This is a genomic window from Variovorax sp. UC74_104 (assembly GCF_044055375.1).
GTDB lineage: Bacteria > Pseudomonadota > Gammaproteobacteria > Burkholderiales > Burkholderiaceae_C > Variovorax.
Map to the genome: position 1 here is coordinate 3,932,699 of NZ_CP171978.1, position 15,209 is coordinate 3,947,907.

The 15,209-nt window shown below is 68.6% G+C and carries 17 protein-coding genes; 7 read left to right on the forward strand and 10 right to left on the reverse strand.

What is annotated here, in order from left to right:
* Positions 1-35: 35 nt before the first annotated feature.
* The 3 genes from ACHMXA_RS18465 to ACHMXA_RS18475 all read right to left on the reverse strand — a co-directional run bounded on the left by ACHMXA_RS18465 (position 36) and on the right by ACHMXA_RS18475 (position 3,314).
* Positions 36-2,300 carry a hypothetical protein gene (locus ACHMXA_RS18465; RefSeq protein WP_395316100.1) on the reverse strand — a complete coding sequence of 755 codons (2,265 nt, stop codon included), beginning with the start codon at positions 2,298-2,300 and terminating at the stop codon, positions 36-38.
* Between the two features lie 146 nt (positions 2,301-2,446).
* On the reverse strand, positions 2,447-2,884 hold the full coding sequence (locus ACHMXA_RS18470) for a PPC domain-containing DNA-binding protein (protein WP_395316101.1): 438 nt from the start codon (positions 2,882-2,884) through the stop codon (positions 2,447-2,449).
* A 28-nt stretch (positions 2,885-2,912) separates the two neighbouring features.
* Positions 2,913-3,314, reverse strand: coding sequence for a hypothetical protein (locus ACHMXA_RS18475; RefSeq protein WP_395316102.1), 402 nt, complete (start codon positions 3,312-3,314; stop codon positions 2,913-2,915).
* A gap of 214 nt (positions 3,315-3,528) precedes the next feature.
* Here ACHMXA_RS18475 and ACHMXA_RS18480 point away from each other — a divergent pair, with 214 nt between their 5' ends.
* The 5 genes from ACHMXA_RS18480 to ACHMXA_RS18500 all read left to right on the forward strand — a co-directional run bounded on the left by ACHMXA_RS18480 (position 3,529) and on the right by ACHMXA_RS18500 (position 7,909).
* Positions 3,529-3,762 (forward strand): hypothetical protein, encoded by a 234-nt coding sequence (locus tag ACHMXA_RS18480; RefSeq protein ID WP_395316103.1) that lies wholly within the window; start codon positions 3,529-3,531, stop codon positions 3,760-3,762.
* A gap of 304 nt (positions 3,763-4,066) precedes the next feature.
* The gene (locus ACHMXA_RS18485) at positions 4,067-4,804 is read left to right on the forward strand and encodes a lysylphosphatidylglycerol synthase domain-containing protein (protein ID WP_395316104.1); all 738 of its coding nucleotides are present in this window, start codon (positions 4,067-4,069) and stop codon (positions 4,802-4,804) included.
* A gap of 164 nt (positions 4,805-4,968) precedes the next feature.
* Positions 4,969-5,460 carry a hemerythrin domain-containing protein gene (locus tag ACHMXA_RS18490; RefSeq protein ID WP_395316105.1) on the forward strand — a complete coding sequence of 164 codons (492 nt, stop codon included), beginning with the start codon at positions 4,969-4,971 and terminating at the stop codon, positions 5,458-5,460.
* Positions 5,461-5,545: 85 nt separating this feature from the next.
* Positions 5,546-6,487 (forward strand): DUF72 domain-containing protein, encoded by a 942-nt coding sequence (locus tag ACHMXA_RS18495; RefSeq protein WP_395316106.1) that lies wholly within the window; start codon positions 5,546-5,548, stop codon positions 6,485-6,487.
* Between the two features lie 42 nt (positions 6,488-6,529).
* Positions 6,530-7,909 (forward strand): NRAMP family divalent metal transporter, encoded by a 1,380-nt coding sequence (locus tag ACHMXA_RS18500; RefSeq protein ID WP_395316107.1) that lies wholly within the window; start codon positions 6,530-6,532, stop codon positions 7,907-7,909.
* Here ACHMXA_RS18500 and ACHMXA_RS18505 read toward each other — a convergent pair.
* From ACHMXA_RS18505 to ACHMXA_RS18515, 3 genes are all read right to left on the reverse strand, one after another.
* Entirely contained in the window at positions 7,890-8,624 is a 735-nt protein-coding gene (locus tag ACHMXA_RS18505; protein WP_395316108.1) for a UdgX family uracil-DNA binding protein, read from the reverse strand. The genes ACHMXA_RS18500 and ACHMXA_RS18505 overlap by 20 nt on opposite strands.
* A gap of 19 nt (positions 8,625-8,643) precedes the next feature.
* Positions 8,644-8,853, reverse strand: coding sequence for a hypothetical protein (locus ACHMXA_RS18510; RefSeq protein ID WP_395316109.1), 210 nt, complete (start codon positions 8,851-8,853; stop codon positions 8,644-8,646).
* 137 nt (positions 8,854-8,990) lie between these two features.
* Positions 8,991-9,767: a metallophosphoesterase gene (locus ACHMXA_RS18515; RefSeq protein WP_395316110.1), complete on the reverse strand. Its 777-nt coding sequence runs from the start codon at positions 9,765-9,767 to the stop codon at positions 8,991-8,993.
* A gap of 163 nt (positions 9,768-9,930) precedes the next feature.
* On the opposite strand from ACHMXA_RS18515, the gene ACHMXA_RS18520 reads away from it, so the two are divergent.
* Complete coding sequence (locus tag ACHMXA_RS18520) at positions 9,931-10,803, forward strand: nucleotidyltransferase (protein ID WP_395316111.1); 873 nt, start codon at positions 9,931-9,933, stop codon at positions 10,801-10,803.
* Positions 10,804-10,813: 10 nt separating this feature from the next.
* Here ACHMXA_RS18520 and ACHMXA_RS18525 read toward each other — a convergent pair whose 3' ends face one another.
* From ACHMXA_RS18525 to ACHMXA_RS18540, 4 genes are all read right to left on the reverse strand, one after another.
* Positions 10,814-11,194 (reverse strand): hypothetical protein, encoded by a 381-nt coding sequence (locus ACHMXA_RS18525; protein WP_395316112.1) that lies wholly within the window; start codon positions 11,192-11,194, stop codon positions 10,814-10,816.
* 10 nt (positions 11,195-11,204) lie between these two features.
* Positions 11,205-11,357 carry a hypothetical protein gene (locus ACHMXA_RS18530; RefSeq protein WP_395316113.1) on the reverse strand — a complete coding sequence of 51 codons (153 nt, stop codon included), beginning with the start codon at positions 11,355-11,357 and terminating at the stop codon, positions 11,205-11,207.
* Between the two features lie 105 nt (positions 11,358-11,462).
* Positions 11,463-13,265, reverse strand: coding sequence for a thiamine pyrophosphate-requiring protein (locus ACHMXA_RS18535; protein ID WP_395316114.1), 1,803 nt, complete (start codon positions 13,263-13,265; stop codon positions 11,463-11,465).
* 27 nt (positions 13,266-13,292) lie between these two features.
* Complete coding sequence (locus tag ACHMXA_RS18540; protein ID WP_395316115.1) at positions 13,293-13,526, reverse strand: hypothetical protein; 234 nt, start codon at positions 13,524-13,526, stop codon at positions 13,293-13,295.
* A gap of 295 nt (positions 13,527-13,821) precedes the next feature.
* Here ACHMXA_RS18540 and ACHMXA_RS18545 point away from each other — a divergent pair, with 295 nt between their 5' ends.
* Entirely contained in the window at positions 13,822-15,174 is a 1,353-nt protein-coding gene (locus tag ACHMXA_RS18545; RefSeq protein ID WP_176664091.1) for an LLM class flavin-dependent oxidoreductase, read from the forward strand.
* Positions 15,175-15,209 lie beyond the last annotated feature (35 nt).

Here is a 15,209-nt window from a genome sequence, read left to right on the forward strand (position 1 = left end):
CGCCATCCTGCTCACGCGCTCGCCTTCCGCTTGGGCTACTGCCCTGAAATGGTGGTCCCGTGCTGCAGCCGCGGCGGCAGCCGGTCGTCGAGCCAGTCCATGCGCCAGGCCAGCACCACGCCCATGCCGACGATGCAGACCGCGGCCAGCACGCCCGCAAGGCCGTGCCGTTCGCGGTAAGGGTCGGCGGCGATGCGCTTCGCGCCGGGCGGCACGCGAGCGGTCTGCGACAGCAGTCCGCCGAGCCGCACGTTCACCTTCATGCGCCCGTTGATGGCCCAGCCGCTGGCGTCGAGGATCGGCCCCAGGCTGCGCTGGCGCAGCTTCAGCCACGCGATCAGCATGCTCGGCCCCGAGATCGCGATCACGATGCCGGCAAGCGCCACCGGTATCCATTGCCCCAGGTCGATGAACTTGCCGAAGATCCCGACCAGCACTGCGCTGATGCTTCCCAGCGCCACGCCGATGGCGGCCACGGTGCCGACGTCGACGCGGCCGGCCGTTGGTGTCGCGCCCGGACGCCCCGGCGGTTTCGCGGCGTCCGTGGCCGCGGGTTGGTCGGCCGTCGCGACCCGGCCCGCCAGCGACTGCAACGCGCTCTGCGAGCCGGCCTCGCTCGCCGCCGCACGCTTGGCCACCTGCTCCTCGACCAGGCGAACGAACTTCTTGTACGGCGCGAAGAAGGCCTGCGCGACGCTGGTGGGGTTCTCGATGAGCCTGGTGATGGTGGCATCCCAGTCGCGCCCCTGGCGGTCGTAGAACACGCCATTGCGCCCGACGAATAGAAAGTCGACGTCGCCGGCCGTGAACGCGGCGACGATGCTCATCTTCTGGCCCTGGCGCGTGCAGTCGCAGTACGCGAGGCAGGTCTTGGCCAGACCTGCCAGCGCCGCGTGCCGGGCCGTGTCCTGCACGTGCACCGTGAGCTCGCAGCTGCGCCCGTCCAGGTAGAGCGTGCCCGCCTGGAAGATGGCGCCTTCGCGCTGGTAGAACGCCTTGAAGGACACGAAGTTGTGGAGCAGCACCCGCAGGTCGCGCTGCAGGCGCAGGAGCTTCTCCAGGTCGACCAGCAGCCGGTTGTGGTGCTCGGCCGCTTCGTCTTCGGCGATGAGCGCGAACAAGGCGTCGCGGGTCGCGAGCAGTGCGTCGACGCGGTCGCGAGAAAGGCCGCTGAGTGCATTGGCCGGACGCGCCTCCATCCAGGCTTCGCAGGGCGCGAGCCGGCGGCGCAGCGCCTGCCATTGCTCTTCCTCCAGCGCATCGAGCTCGCCGAGCAGCGGTGCCACCGCATCGCGCGCGAACGCGGCCATCGCATCGGCCCAGGCCGGATTCAGGCTGGTGCCGCGCAGCGGCAGCGAACGGCTGGGCGTGACGGGCGCCAGCGGCAGCTCGGCGATTGGCGGTGCGCCCACGTCGAGCGTGTGGCCCGAGAGCGCGTCGTAGGCCTCGGCCGACGGGTTGAGCGCCGCCACCGCCTGCACGTCGTAGGCGGCCACACGGCAGCGCGCGAAGAAGTCGTCGACCTTGGCCGCGACCGCGCGCATGGCCTCGGTGGCGGCCAGGGTGCGCTCACCCAGCGGCAGCAGCGCTTCCGCATCGCCTTGGGCATACCACTCGTGGACCGCCTTCGCCTCGGCCATGAAGGCTTCGGCGCGCGCGCGGTCGAGGCCCGGCCGGTTCTCGTGGCGGTCGGGCGTGCTGCCGTGGGTACGCATCGCTTCCTCGATGGCCGCGCGCAGCGCGTCGTCGTCGCCGGCGGTTTGGGGTGTGACCACTCCGTCGCCGTTGAAGCGCATCGACGCCAGCCACTCGCCGCGATCGGAAATGTCGGCAAGCGTCAGCGTGTTCGCATCCTTCTTGCCGAGCAGGTCGAGGATGCGGCGGCCCTCCCTGGCAAGGTCCGCCCCGGGCGAGCGCGTGTCGTCGAGGTCGTCCAGCGACAGCGTGCCGCCGCCCGCGAGCAGCACGTCGGCGCTGCGCAGCCGCTCGCAGGCCCACTGGCAGGCCGCGATGACTTCCGGCGGGCGTACCCGGCCGTCGCCATCGGAGTCGATCAGGTCGAGCGTGCGCGGGTCGAAATCGATGCCGCGGGTAGGGCAGGCGAGCGCAACCCACAGCTTCTGGTCGAGTTCGGCGATGAGCGCGATGTCCTCTCCGCTGCGAAACACCACCTGGTCCACGCCGCCCGCGCGGATGAACTGCCAGCGGTGCGGCTGCCGGGGCGCCGAATGTGTGCCATGGGTGCCGGGAACGCCAGCGGGGATTGGGTTGTTTGCAGGGCTGGAGGAGGTTGTCGTCACTGGATCGGCTTCCTGCGGCGCGGTTTGTTCGTAGGTTTGTTCGTATACGAACGCAGCCTAGACCGCAAGAAACCGAATCACTGAGGACAGACGGCGCGCAGCCCTGTCGGCCTATGCCGACACCGCACGGCGACCAGCGGACGCACTCAGGCGTCGATGTCGATGAGGGCCAGGCCCGTCTCGCGATCGCAGGTCTTGCGCAGGTAGCCCGGCGACTCGATGAGCAACACCTCCAGCGTCGGCTGCACCATGGCCTGCAGCACGTGGCCGCCGACGGTGCTGCCATCGCGCCGCCCCAGCACGGCGTGCGCGTGCACCTTGGGCTGGTCGCCGTCCAGCGCGATGTCTCCGCTGAAGGAAAGCACCTCGACCTGCTCGTCGACGGGAATCCGGTCGTAGTCCTTCCTGTCCCAATCGAAATAGCCCAGCACCGCCGAGCGCAACGCGCCGATGGCGCTGAAGCGGCTGGCCGACAGCGCGTGCTCCTTCGCGAACCGTTCGAGGATGGGCATGACGTCGTCACCCTTGTCGAACACCAGCGCAATGGTGCGCTCCGGAGCCGTGTTGAGAATCTTGGACTTCATTCGGGGTATCTCCATCTGTCTCCATCGCTCAGCGCGGGGAGCTTTGTTTGCAATCGCCGGCGGTTCCCTTGCAGTCGCCCTGGCGCGATTTCGGGGATTTCGGCGGAGGGGCGTTGCGGTGGCTGCGGCCATCACCAGGGCCTGGATTCGCCTCGGCCGGGGGCTTTTCGACCATGCCGGTGTCCTTGCTGGGCGGCGCCGGCTTCGCCAGGCGGGAGTCGCCGCTGGCGGGCGGCTTCACGACGATTTCCGCATCCGTACCCGGCTGCGCTCCGGAACCGGGTGGCACCAGGCGCTGGCCGGAGGGTTGCGCTACGGCCGATCCCAGCGAGAGCGATGCGGCGACCAAGGCCACCAGGGCGGCTTTCTTGGTTGCTGCATCAGCGCGCATGACGTTCACTCCTTCGAGCCTGGACTTGCCGGTAGTCATGGATCGACCATTCCACGCGCTCGCCCACTCTCGTGTAGGCGTCCTTCTCGGATGCAGGCAAGTCCCGGGGGGCAAGAGGTGAGCTCATCCGCATGTCGGAACCACGGCTATGGCAAATGTCCTGCACCCACCATCGCCGACGGATGGCGATGCGGCAGCGCCGGACACTGAAGACTCCCTGCATCACAGACAGAGTCCGAGGAGGCGCCCCGCCATGTCCAAGCCCAAGCCGACCCCCGCCCGTCATCCGACGCACGAAGAACCCGAAATCACCCAGGAGGAATCCGTTCCCACCGACGGCCGCGACATCGAGGGAGAGCGGCTGATGAAGGAAGTCGGCAACAGGAAGCTCCACGAAAAGGGTGAAGCCGAGCACAAGACACCCGCCAAGGCCCGCACCCAACCGGGCACGCACGGCGAAGAGAACAACGACGAGCAGGGCTCGTGATCGAGGCCGGCCCGATGAGTTCCACGCTCGCCTCTGCGCCGGCAGCGGGCGCCACTGGCGCGCCTGCCTCGGCCTCGGTATGGCGCCGTTGCCGCCGATGGGTGCTGCCCCTGACAGGCGTCGCCGTGCTGGGGCTTCTGCTTTCGCACGCGCACAAGGTCGACTGGGCCGGGGCGTGGCAGGCGTTGCAGCGGTATTCGCCCTGGCTGCTGCTCGCGGTGCTCGGCATCGCGACCGCCAGCCACGCGCTGTACGGCTGCTTCGACCTGATCGGCAAGCGCCATCTGCGCCACGGCGTGCCCTGGTGGCGCACGTGGGCCATTGCCATCACCAGCTACGCGTTCAACCTCAACCTCGGCTCGCTGGTCGGCGGCATCGCGATGCGCGCGCGCGTCTCTACGCGCGCGCGGGGCTGGACGAGGCCTCCGTCGCCCAGATCGTCGGGATCAGCCTCGCCACCAACTGGCTCGGCTACGGCCTGCTGGCCGGCGGGCTGTTCGCGGCCGGCGTCATCGAGCCGCCGCGGCAGGCGCACATCGGGCAGGGGGCACTGCGCGCGCTCGGCGCGGTGATGATCCTGCTGGCATTGGCCTATGTGGTGGCATGCGCGACCTCGCGCAAGCGCGAATGGGCGCTCATGGGCAAGAGGCTTCAGCTGCCGAGTGCGCGCATCGCGGCGATGCAACTGGCGATCTCCGCGGGCAACTGGGCGCTGATGGGGGCGGCCATGTACCTGCTGCTGGGTCGGCAGGTGCCGTATGCGACCACGCTGGGCGTGCTGCTCGCGGCCTCCATCGTCGGCGTTCTCACGCCGATTCCCGCCGGCCTGGGCGTGCTGGAAGCCGTGTACCTCGCATTGCTTTCGGGCACGGTGAAGCAGGGCGCGCTGATGGGCGCGGTGCTCGCGTACCGGGCGCTGTACTACCTCCTGCCGCTCGGCGGCGGGCTCGTGCTGTATCTCTTCCTCGAACGGTATGCGGCGAGCCACTCGGCGCCGGAAGGCGCCGCGCCGTCGCTCGATGCGCCGGTTGCGTCCGCGTAGCGGGCAATCTCGCCCGGCAGCACGCCCGTGCCCGGCTTCGAGGAGGGCACGTTCCACGAATCGCCCCGCGCTGCTATGCGGACAAGGTTCATTCCTACGCCGGCTGCGGGAGCGCGGATTGATCGTGCGATCTCCCTGCAACCACGAACCTATTGGAGTCCACGATGCCCACCTCCCGCCGCGCCGAGCCCGATGCCTGCAGTCTCCTGGACGCCGATCACCGCAGCGTCAAGAAGATGTTCAAGGAATACGAGGAGCTCGCCCATTCGCGCGCTGCTTCCGCGGAGCAGAAGAAGCGCGACCTCGCCAACGAGATCTGCATGGCACTCACCGTCCATGCGCAGATCGAGGAAGAGATCTTCTATCCGGCCCTGCGCGAAGCCATCAAGGAAACCGACCTGCTCGACGAAGCCGAGGTGGAGCACGCGAGCGCGAAGGACCTGATCGCGCAGATTCAGGAAGCCACCGAGTTCGACGACAAGTTCGACGCCAAGGTCATCGTGCTGGGCGAGTACATCGACCACCACGTGAAGGAAGAGCGCAACGAGATCTTCGTGAAGGCGCGCGCCGCCCGCGGTCTCGACCTGGTCGCCATGCGCGAGCAGTTGGCCACCCGCAAGGAAGAACTGATGGAAGAGCTCGGCGCCACGGCCTGAGCCTCGGCCGAGCGTTCGTTGCGTTGCCCTGGAAGCCGGAGGCGCGAGCTTGGCGAAGCAGGCAGGAGCAGAACCCGGGAAGACGGTGCGGCGCTCCGCGGCGCCGCGTGGCGACATCCGCATCGGGATTTCCGGATGGCGCTACGCGCCGTGGCGCGGGCGCTTCTATCCAGCCGGGCTGGTGCAGCGCAAGGAGCTCGCGTTCGCGTCGCGGATGCTGCCGAGCATCGAGCTCAACGGGTCGTTCTACTCGCTGCAGCGGCCCGAGTCGTACCAGGCCTGGCATGACGAAACGCCGGATGATTTCGTCTTTGCCGTCAAGGGCTCGCGCTACATCACGCACATGCTGCAGCTCGAAGATGCGGGCACAGCGCTGGCCAACTTCTTCGCGTCCGGCGTGCTGGCACTGGGAAAGAAGCTGGGCCCCGTGCTCTGGCAGTTTCCGCCGCGCATGCGCTACGACCCCGGCCGGATGGAGCGCTTCCTGTCGCTCCTGCCGCGCGACGCGAAATCGGTGACGGCGCTCGTCCGCAAGCATGACGACAGGGTGAACGGCCGCAGCGTGCTCAAGGCCGCGCGCGGGCTGAAGATTCGCCACGCCGTCGAAGTGCGCAACCGCAGCTTCGCCGACCCGGGCTTCATCGCCATGCTGCGGCGCCATGGCGTGGCGCTGGTCGTGGCGGACACCGCTGGCCGATGGCCCGTGCTCGAGGACATCACCGCCGACTTCGTCTACATCCGGCTGCATGGCGACAAGGAGCTCTACGCCAGCGGCTACAGCGACGAGGCGCTCGACCGCTGGGCGGCGCGCATCGACGCCTGGAGCCGGGGCCGCCAGCTGCCCGGCGCGAAACTGGCCTCGTCCACCTCCGCACGGCGCGGCAGGCGCGATGTGTATTGCTATTTCGACAACGACATCAAGGTGCACGCGCCCTACGACGCCGTGCACCTGGCGATGCGGCTCGGCCTCGCCACAGGAATGGATGCCGACGGCAGGTTCGCCGCGGCGGAATTCGACAGCGGCTGAGTTCGCATCCTCCATCTCGAAGCAGCCTCCGGAGCGAAAACCATGACCCGACAACCCGATGCGACTGCACAGACATCCGCCTTGCTGGTGGACGGGCCGGGCGGCATGCCGCCGCCCCATGCAACGCAGGAGGCGAAGAAGACGCCAACCCAGGCAGATCACGAGCGCGAGCAGGGCTTCTGGAGCAGGCTCGGCCCCGGCCTCATCACAGGCGCGGCCGACGACGACCCCAGCGGCATCGCCACGTACACCCAGGCGGGCGCGAAGTTCGGCTACGGCCTCGGGTGGACCTTGCTGCTGACCTATCCGCTGATGGTCGGCATCCAGCTCGCGAGCGCGCGCATCGGCCGGACCACCGGACGCGGGCTGACATCGGCCTTTGCCTCGCTGTGGCCGCGGCCGGTGGTGGCGGTCGCGGTGATGCTTCTGCTGATCGCCAATGTCATCAACCTCGCGGCCGACCTGGGCGCCATGGCCGAGGTCACCCGGCTCGCGATAGGCGGGCCCGAGGCCCTCTATGCGCTGGCCTTCGGCGTCGTTTCCCTCGGCCTGCAGGCGTGGCTGCCGTATCACCGCTACGTTCGCGTGCTGAAGTGGCTCACGCTGTCGCTGCTGGCATACGTGGGCGTGGCCATGGTCGCGCATGTGGACTGGAAGGCGGCGCTCGCGGGCGCCTTGCTGCCGCGCATCGAATGGAATGCCGACACGGTGAAGATGATCGTGGCGATCCTGGGAACGACGATCAGCCCGTACCTCTTCTTCTGGCAGGCGGCGCAGGAGGTCGAGGAGATCGAACGGGTCGCGAAAGACCAGCCGCTGCGCAAAGCGCCTCGCCAGGCACCGGCTCAGTTGCGGCGGCTGCACTTCGACACCTGGCTGGGCATGGGTTTCTCGAACGCGATCGCCTTCTTCATGATCCTGGCCGCGGCGGCCACGCTCCATGCCGACGGCAAGCTCGACATCGAATCGACCGCGCAGGCCGCCGAGGCGCTGCGGCCCGTCGCGGGCGACGCGGCCTTCGTGCTGTTCGCGCTGGGCATCCTCGGCACGGGGCTGCTGGCCCTGCCGGTGCTCGCGGGCTCCGCCGCATATGCCTGCGCCGAATTCCTGAAGGTGCGCCGGGGCCTCGAAAAGCCGGTGGGCGCCGCTCCGGCGTTCTACGCGATCCTCGCGGCCGCCATGGTCTGCGGCATGGGCATCAGCTTGGTCGGCATCGATCCCATGAAGGCGCTGGTGTGGGCGGCCGTGATCAACTCGCTGATGGCGGTGCCCATCATGGTCGGCGTGATGCTCGCGGCTGGCAGCCGAAGGCTCATGGGCGACCTTGCGCTGCCGCTGGGCTGGCGCGTGCTGGGCTGGGCGGCAACCGCCGCGATGGCGGCCGCGTCGGTCGCTTTCGTCTTCACGAGCCTTGCGTCGTAGGTGTCCTTCGCGTCCTCGTTTTGCCGGCTGTGGCTGGATCGAAGTGCGGGACGGTAGGAGCTTTCCGCCCTGCGCGCCCGGCGGAACGGGCCGCCGGCTTCCTGAACGCGCCCGAGGCGAGCGACAGGTCGTCCAGCCATGCCCGCCACGCCTGCTGCTTCTGTTCCGGGTCGCCACGCAGCAGGGCGGACGGATGCAGCGTGACCAGCACGCGTCGCCCGGCCGCATCTTCGAGCCATTGGCCGCGCTCCTTCATGACGGCCACGTGCCTGCCCAGGAGGGAGCGCGCCGCAACGGCGCCGAGGGCGATGAACGCGGCGGGCTGCACCACCTCGATCTCGCTTTCCAGCCAGTGGGCGCAGGCGTCCGCTTCACGCTGCGCCGGCGTCTTGTGGATGCGCCGCTTGCCGCGCAGTTCGTACTTGAAGTGCTTGACCGCGTTGGTCACGTAGAGCTTGTCGCGGGACCAGCCGAGCTCCGCCACGGCGCGATCGAAGAGTCGCCCGGCCGGGCCCACGAAAGGGCGGCCTTCGAGGTCTTCCTTGTCGCCCGGCTGTTCGCCGACCACCATGAGGCGGGCCCGCACGGGCCCTTCGCCGAACACCGACTGCGTCGCATGCTCGCCGATGGGACATTCGCGACAGGCGTTCGTCCGCTCGCCGAGCTCGCGAAGGGCGATGACGGCCGAGCTCAGGCCGCGGCCATGCGCCGGCATTGCGTTCGGCCCCGGCCGGTCATCTCGTTGCGCCTCCGCGCCGGGCCTGGGTCTGGTTGCCGCTGCCGACGTGGCTTTCGCGATCGTGGCGACTCTCGGGCGTGCGGTTCGGCTCGTTGCGCGGCGTGAGGGGCTGGTTGCCGGCCTTGTTGTGCTTCTTCGACGAGGTGTCGGACGAGGTGTCGTCGCGCTCTGCGTTTTCGTTTGCGGGGGTGTTCTGATCGGCCATGGCTGCTGCTCCGGAGGAAGGGTAGGAAAGGGAAGGGGAGACAGTTCTTGTCATCCTTCGCAAGCCGCGTGCGTGTGGGAGCAGGCCGACCTCCAACGTCGTCCAAGCCTTGAGAGGGAAGGGGCGGGAACGGGAGCCTATGCCGCCGCCGGAGCCTGTTCCTCGACCGGCGCGCGAGGCAGCTCGTACAGGAAGAAGGGCGGTGTGTCGGGCCGGGTGCGCTGCAGCAGCGGGCGGGCGACGTTGTAAACCGGCACGTCGTTGATGGTGCGCGCCTCGAAGGTGCCGCGGTGCGCATGGCCATGGAAGACCGCATCCATCGGATAGCGCAGCAAAGGCTCTTCCAGCCGGCTGCTGCCCAGGAACGGGAAGATCTCCGCCGGCTCGCCCTGCACGGTGCCCACGACGGGCGCGTAGTGCAGCAGCGCGATCCGCCGGCGCGTGCGCAGCTTGGCAAGTGCCGATTCCAGCTTCATCGCCTCGTTCAGCGCCTCCTGCACGAACAGCTTGATCGCCGGCTCGCCCCAGGCACCGAGCGACCCGCGCCCGAAACCGCCGCCGAAACCCTTGACGCCGGCGATGCCGACACCCTCGATCTCGCAGATGGAGCCATCGAGCACGCGCACACCGGCATGGGCGAGCGCCGCCGTCACCAGTTCGGGCGTGCCGGCCTCGAAGTCGTGATTGCCCAGCACGGCCACGACGGGAATCGACACGGCACTCAGCTCCCTGGCCAGGATGCCGGCCTCCTCCGCGGTCCCGTAGTCGGTGAGGTCGCCGCAAAGCAGCAGGGCGTCGGCCTTGTCGGCGGCGTGCGCGAAAAGCTCACGCAGCTCGCCGGCGGAGCCGCTCTGGACATGGAGGTCTCCAACGGCGGCAAACCGGATGTGGGAAGAGGATTTCGGCTGGGGCATGGTGGTCCGGCGGTATGAAGAAAAGAAGGAGCCAAGCCAGACTGCGCCCTCGCGCGACTCGCCGTCATCGGCTGCATCCCGCTGCGGCTGTAGGTATCAGCCGACGCAGGATGAGGCCGTTTGCGCCGGCCGGGGGGTCGCCGGTCGAACCTACGCTGCCCGCATGAGGCCTCCTACCGTCACCGCCACTGGTCCTGCCGGCCTTGCCGCCCTGGCGCCCTCGCTGGAAGAGGAGGTCGAGCCTCATGTCGCCGCCTTCTACAGGAAGAGCCTGCGCGCCCTGAACGCTGCAGGCATCCCGTTTCTCGTGGGCGGCGCCTTCGCCCAGGCCTGCTACACCGGCATCCGCCGCGCGACCAAGGACCTGGATCTGTTCATCCGCCGCGAAGACTACGAGCGCATCGCGCGGCTGATGCGCCGGCACGGCTGGCAAGTGGAGATGAAGCATCCGCACTGGCTGGCCAAGGTGCATGAGGGGCAGGAGTTCATCGACCTGATCTTCAATTCGGGCAACGGCCTTTCGCCGGTGGACGAGCGCTGGTTCCGCGGCAACTGCGGCGCGGAGATCCTGGGCGAGCCGGTGCTCGTCGCCAACGCCGAGGACTGCGTGCTTTCCAAGGCCTTCATCATGGAGCGCGAGCGCTACGACGGCGGCGACATCGCACACCTGCTGCTGGCCCGCGCCGAGCTGATGGACTGGGCAGGCCTGCTGGAGCGCTTCGGCCCGCATTGGCGGGTGCTACTGGCCCATGTGACGCTGTTCGGCTATGTCTATCCCGGCGAGCGCCATCGCATTCCCGGCTGGCTGGTCACTCGCCTGATCGACCGCCTTGCCGAGGAAACGCGCGAGGCGCCGCGTCCGGACGAGCACGTGTGCGCGGGAACCCTGCTGTCGCGGGAGCAGTACCTCCACGACGTCGAGAAGATGGGCTACGTGGACGGGCGCCTTACGCCTGTGAGCGGCATGACGAAGCAGGACGTGCAGGCGTGGACCGAGGACATCCAGGCCGGCAAGTCCGGGGACCGGGGAAGGTGAGGGCGGGCGCTCAGGGAGTGCTCCTCGACGGTGTTTGCCCCTCGGGCGTGGAGCGGGCAGCGGCGCCGATGTCCGCCATGCCCCTGGCTCGTTCTGCTTCGGCGCGAGACGTGCAGGCGGCCTTGTCGGCATTCTTCAGGCTCTCGCACTTCTTCATGGCGATGCCGTAGTCGGACTCCACTTTCTCTTCGGCGGCCTTGCGTGCGCTGCCGTTGCTGCCCGCAGGCTCCCCTCTGACGATGCCGTGCCCGGAGCCGGTTGCATCGATCTCGGCCGGCAACGGGAGCGCCACCTGCGCACCTGCCTGGATGGCGAGCAGCCAACCCGCGGCAAAGGCAGCGAATTTCAGAAGAAGAGGGCATGTCATGGTGCTGTCCGCGGTACGCGGCACCTCAGGGCGTTCAGCCGTGGCGCTTGAAGTACTGGACTTCGCGCTCGTGCTGCTGCGCCTGTTCCCGTGAACCGAATGTGCCCAGGTTGCGCCGCTTGCCGGTCTTCGGATCGGTCTTGCGCGAATAGAGGCGGTATTCCCCCGAGGCGAGTTTCCGGATCATCCGAGACTCCTTTGGGTGTTGAAAGAAACCCAATCTGGTCCTCGGCCGGGAGGCTCCCTGTCGGACGATTCCACCTCGCGCTGACAGTCCGGGGAGGGACGCGGGTCAGGACGTCGTTTCCAGCCGGCCCGCGGTGAGGCTGGCCCAGTATTCCCGGATCACCGCCTTCAACGTGCGCATGCCTTCCGGATCGCCCTGCCACAGCGCCGAGAAGTACGCCTTGGCCTGCGCCAGCGAAACATCGGGCGGCAGGGGTGGCACGGCGGCATCGGTCACCATCTCGAGCAGCATCGGCCTGTCGGCCGCAAAGGCCGCGTCCCAGGCGGCGCCTACGGCATCGGGCGAGTCCACCCGCATGCCTTCCAGCCCCAGCATCTGCGCGAAGCGTGCGTACGGGAAATCAGGCAACTCCTGCGACGCCTCGAACTTGGGGTCGCCGCCCAGCACGCGCTGTTCCCAGCTCACGAGGTTGAGGTCGCGGTTGTTCAGCACCATCACGACCAGCCGCGGATCGCTCCACTCGCGCCACAGCCGTGCGATGGTGATGAGGCCGTTGAGGCCGTTCATCTGCATCGCGCCATCGCCCAGCAGCGCGATCACGGGCCGATCGGGGTGGACATGCTTGGCCGAGATCGCATAGGGCACTGCCGGCCCCATGGTCGCCAGCCCGCCCGACAGGCTCGCCTTCATGCCCCGGCGCAGCTTGACGTCCCGCGCGTACCAGTTGGCGGCCGAGCCGCTGTCGCAGGTGAGTACGGCATCGTCGGGCAGGCGCGGCGACAGCTCCCAGAACACCCGCTGCGGGTTGATGGGCGATGCACGCACATGCGCGCGCGCTTCGAGCACACGCCACCAGCGTGCGACTTCGCTTTCGATGGACTCGCGCCACGACGAATCGCTCCTGGGCGTAAGAAGCGGCAGCAGGGCGGCGAGCGTGGCGCGGCTGTCGCCGGTCAGGCCCAGCTCCGTCGGGTAGCGCAGGCCCAGTGCGCGCGCGTCGGTGTCAATCTGCACGCACAGCGCCTGTCCCTCTTCGGGCAGGAACTCGGCGTAGGGAAACGACGAGCCCACGATCAGCAGCGTGTCGCACTCTTCCATCATCCACGAACTCGGCCGCGTGCCGAGCACGCCGATGGCGCCGGTCACGTAGGGGAGGTCGTCGGGCACCGCGGCCTTGCCCAGGAGCGCCTTGGCGATGCCCGCGCCCAGGCGCTCGGCCACGGCGACGAGTTCATCGGTCGCATGGAGCGCGCCCGCGCCGGCGAGGATCGCCACCTTGCGGCCGGCGTTCAGGATGTCCGCCGCGTACTGCAATGCGTCCGGCGGTGGCACCACCGACTGCGCGGTGATCCCGATGCCGCTGTGCACCGTGCCGTGCTCGCGCGGCGGCACCGGCACGGCGGGGAGCTCCTGCAGGTCGTTGGGAAAGATCACGCAGGTCACGGCGCGGCGGTCGCGCGAGATGCGCATGGCGCGGTCGATCAGGTGCCGCACCTGCTCCGGGCTGGTTGCCATCTGCACGAACTCGTGGGCCACGTCCTTGAACAGCGAAAGGAGATCGACTTCCTGCTGGTAGTCGCCGCCCAGCGCGCTGCGCTTCTGCTGGCCAACCAGGGCCACCACGGGCTGGTGATCGAGCTTGGCGTCGTACAGGCCGTTCAGAAGATGGATCGCGCCGGGCCCGGAGGTCGCCAGGCACACGCCCACCTCGCCAGAGAACTTGGCATGGGCGCAGGCCATGAAGGCCGCAAGCTCCTCGTGGCGGGCCTGGACGAACTCCATGCCGTCGTCGACGCGGTCGAGCGCGCCCACGATGCCGTTGATGCCGTCGCCCGGATAGCCGTAGATGCGGCGCACGCCCCATTGGCGCAGCCGCTCGATGACGAAGTCGCTGACAGTCTGTGTCATGGTGCTTCTCGATTCGGGACACTGGCGCTACTTCGGCGGCGCGCTCGGCGCCTGAACCGGCGGCGTCTGCGCGCCGCCCTGCACTTGTGCCGCCGGCGGCGAGGCGTCGTGCGAGGGGCCTTCGCCGCGCTTGTCGACCGCGTAGAAATAAAGCAGCGCGCCGGCCATGACGATGATGGCCACGGCAATGCTGAACACGAAGACGCGCTGGTTGTCGATACGGTCGTTTCTGGCTTGCTGTCTTCTCGATGGCTCGCTCATGGCGTCTTCCTTTCCGGGCTGGGTGGTTTGGCTTGGTTGGCCTGGTTCAAACGCTAGGCCTCCATGCCAGGCGGCGTGTCGGACATCGGCTGAGGCAGTTGTGGCGAAAAGCCTCCCCGGATTCGGCCGTTCCCGTGAGAGGAAGCGAGGGCGGCCTCCTGGTGACGCCGTGCCAGCGGGCGAATAAGGAAGCGCGGATTTCTTATTTGGCGCGGCCCCCGAGCCGCTCTAACGTGGCGTGCTTTGCGGCACGCCTGATGCCGTTCCGTTCATTTCCAGCACGGCATCTCATCTCATGAGTCAACGCAAGCTGCGCCTCGGCGCCTTCATCATGGCCACCGGCCATCACGTGGCCGCATGGCGCCATCCGGGTTCTCAGGTCGATTCAGGCGTCAACATCGACCACTACATCGAGGTCGCCAGGACCGCCGAGCGCGGCCTGTTCGACCAGGTGTTCGTGGCCGACACACCCGGTGTCGGCTTCCATGGCGACAAGGAAGCCTTCAGCCGCCAGGGGCGGGTGTCCTACTTCGAGCCCGTGACGCTGTGGGCGGCGCTTTCGGCGGTGACACGGCACATCGGCTTCGTCGCGACCGCCTCGACCACCTACGAGGACCCCTTTCTCCTGGCGCGCAAGTTCGCCTCGCTGGACCATCTCAGCAAGGGGCGCGCGGCCTGGAACGTGGTGACCACCAGCGCGGACAACGTGCACGGCAACTTCGGCCTCGACAGGCACCCCGACCCCGCCTCCCGCTACGAGCAGGCGCACGAGTTCATCGACGTGGCCAAGGGCCTGTGGGACAGCTTCGAGGACGACGCGTTCCAGCGCGATCCGGTCTCGGGCAAATACTTCGACCCGGCCAAGCTGCATGCCATCAACCATTCGGGGAAGTACTTCAAGGTTGCGGGCCCGCTCAACCTGGAGCGGCCGCCGCAGGGCTATCCGGTGATCGTGCAGGCGGGGTCGTCGGAGCCGGGGCGCGAGCTCGCTGCCGCGTCGGCCGAAGCCATCTTCACCGCCTGGACCAGCCTGGCCGAGGCGCAGGCGTTCTACCGCGACGTGAAGGGCAGGCTGGCCAGGTATGGCCGGCGGCCCGAGCAGCTGCTGGTGCTGCCCGGCATCTCGCCGGTGATCGGCCGCACGCAGGAAGAGGCCGAGGCCAAGTGGGCGAAGCTCCAGGGGCTGATCCATCCGTCGGTGGGGCTGAACACGCTGCACACCTTCTGGCCCGGCGAGGACCTGTCGACCTGGGACCTGGATGCGCCACCGCCCTACATCCCGGAACCGCCGGCGGGGCGCAACAGCCGCGCCCACGTGGTTCTGGAGCTGGCGCGGCGCGACAGGCTCACCGTGCGGCAGCTCTACGAATACCTCGCCGGCGCGCGCGGCCACTGGGTGGTGGTGGGCACGCCGCAGACCATCGCTGACAGGATGCAGGAGTGGTTCGAGAACGGCGCGGCCGACGGTTTCAACGTGATGCCGCCGGTGCTGCCCGAATCGCTCGAGGAGTTCGTGGACCTGGTGATTCCCGAACTCCAGCGCCGCGGGCTGTTCCGCACGGCATACGAAGGGCGAACCCTGCGCGAGAACCTCGGGCTGGAGCGGCCCGTCAACCAGTTCTCCGTCAAGGGACGAAAGGTCGCTTGAAGGCGACTACGCCCCGTCGCGGGCGGAGGCCGCAC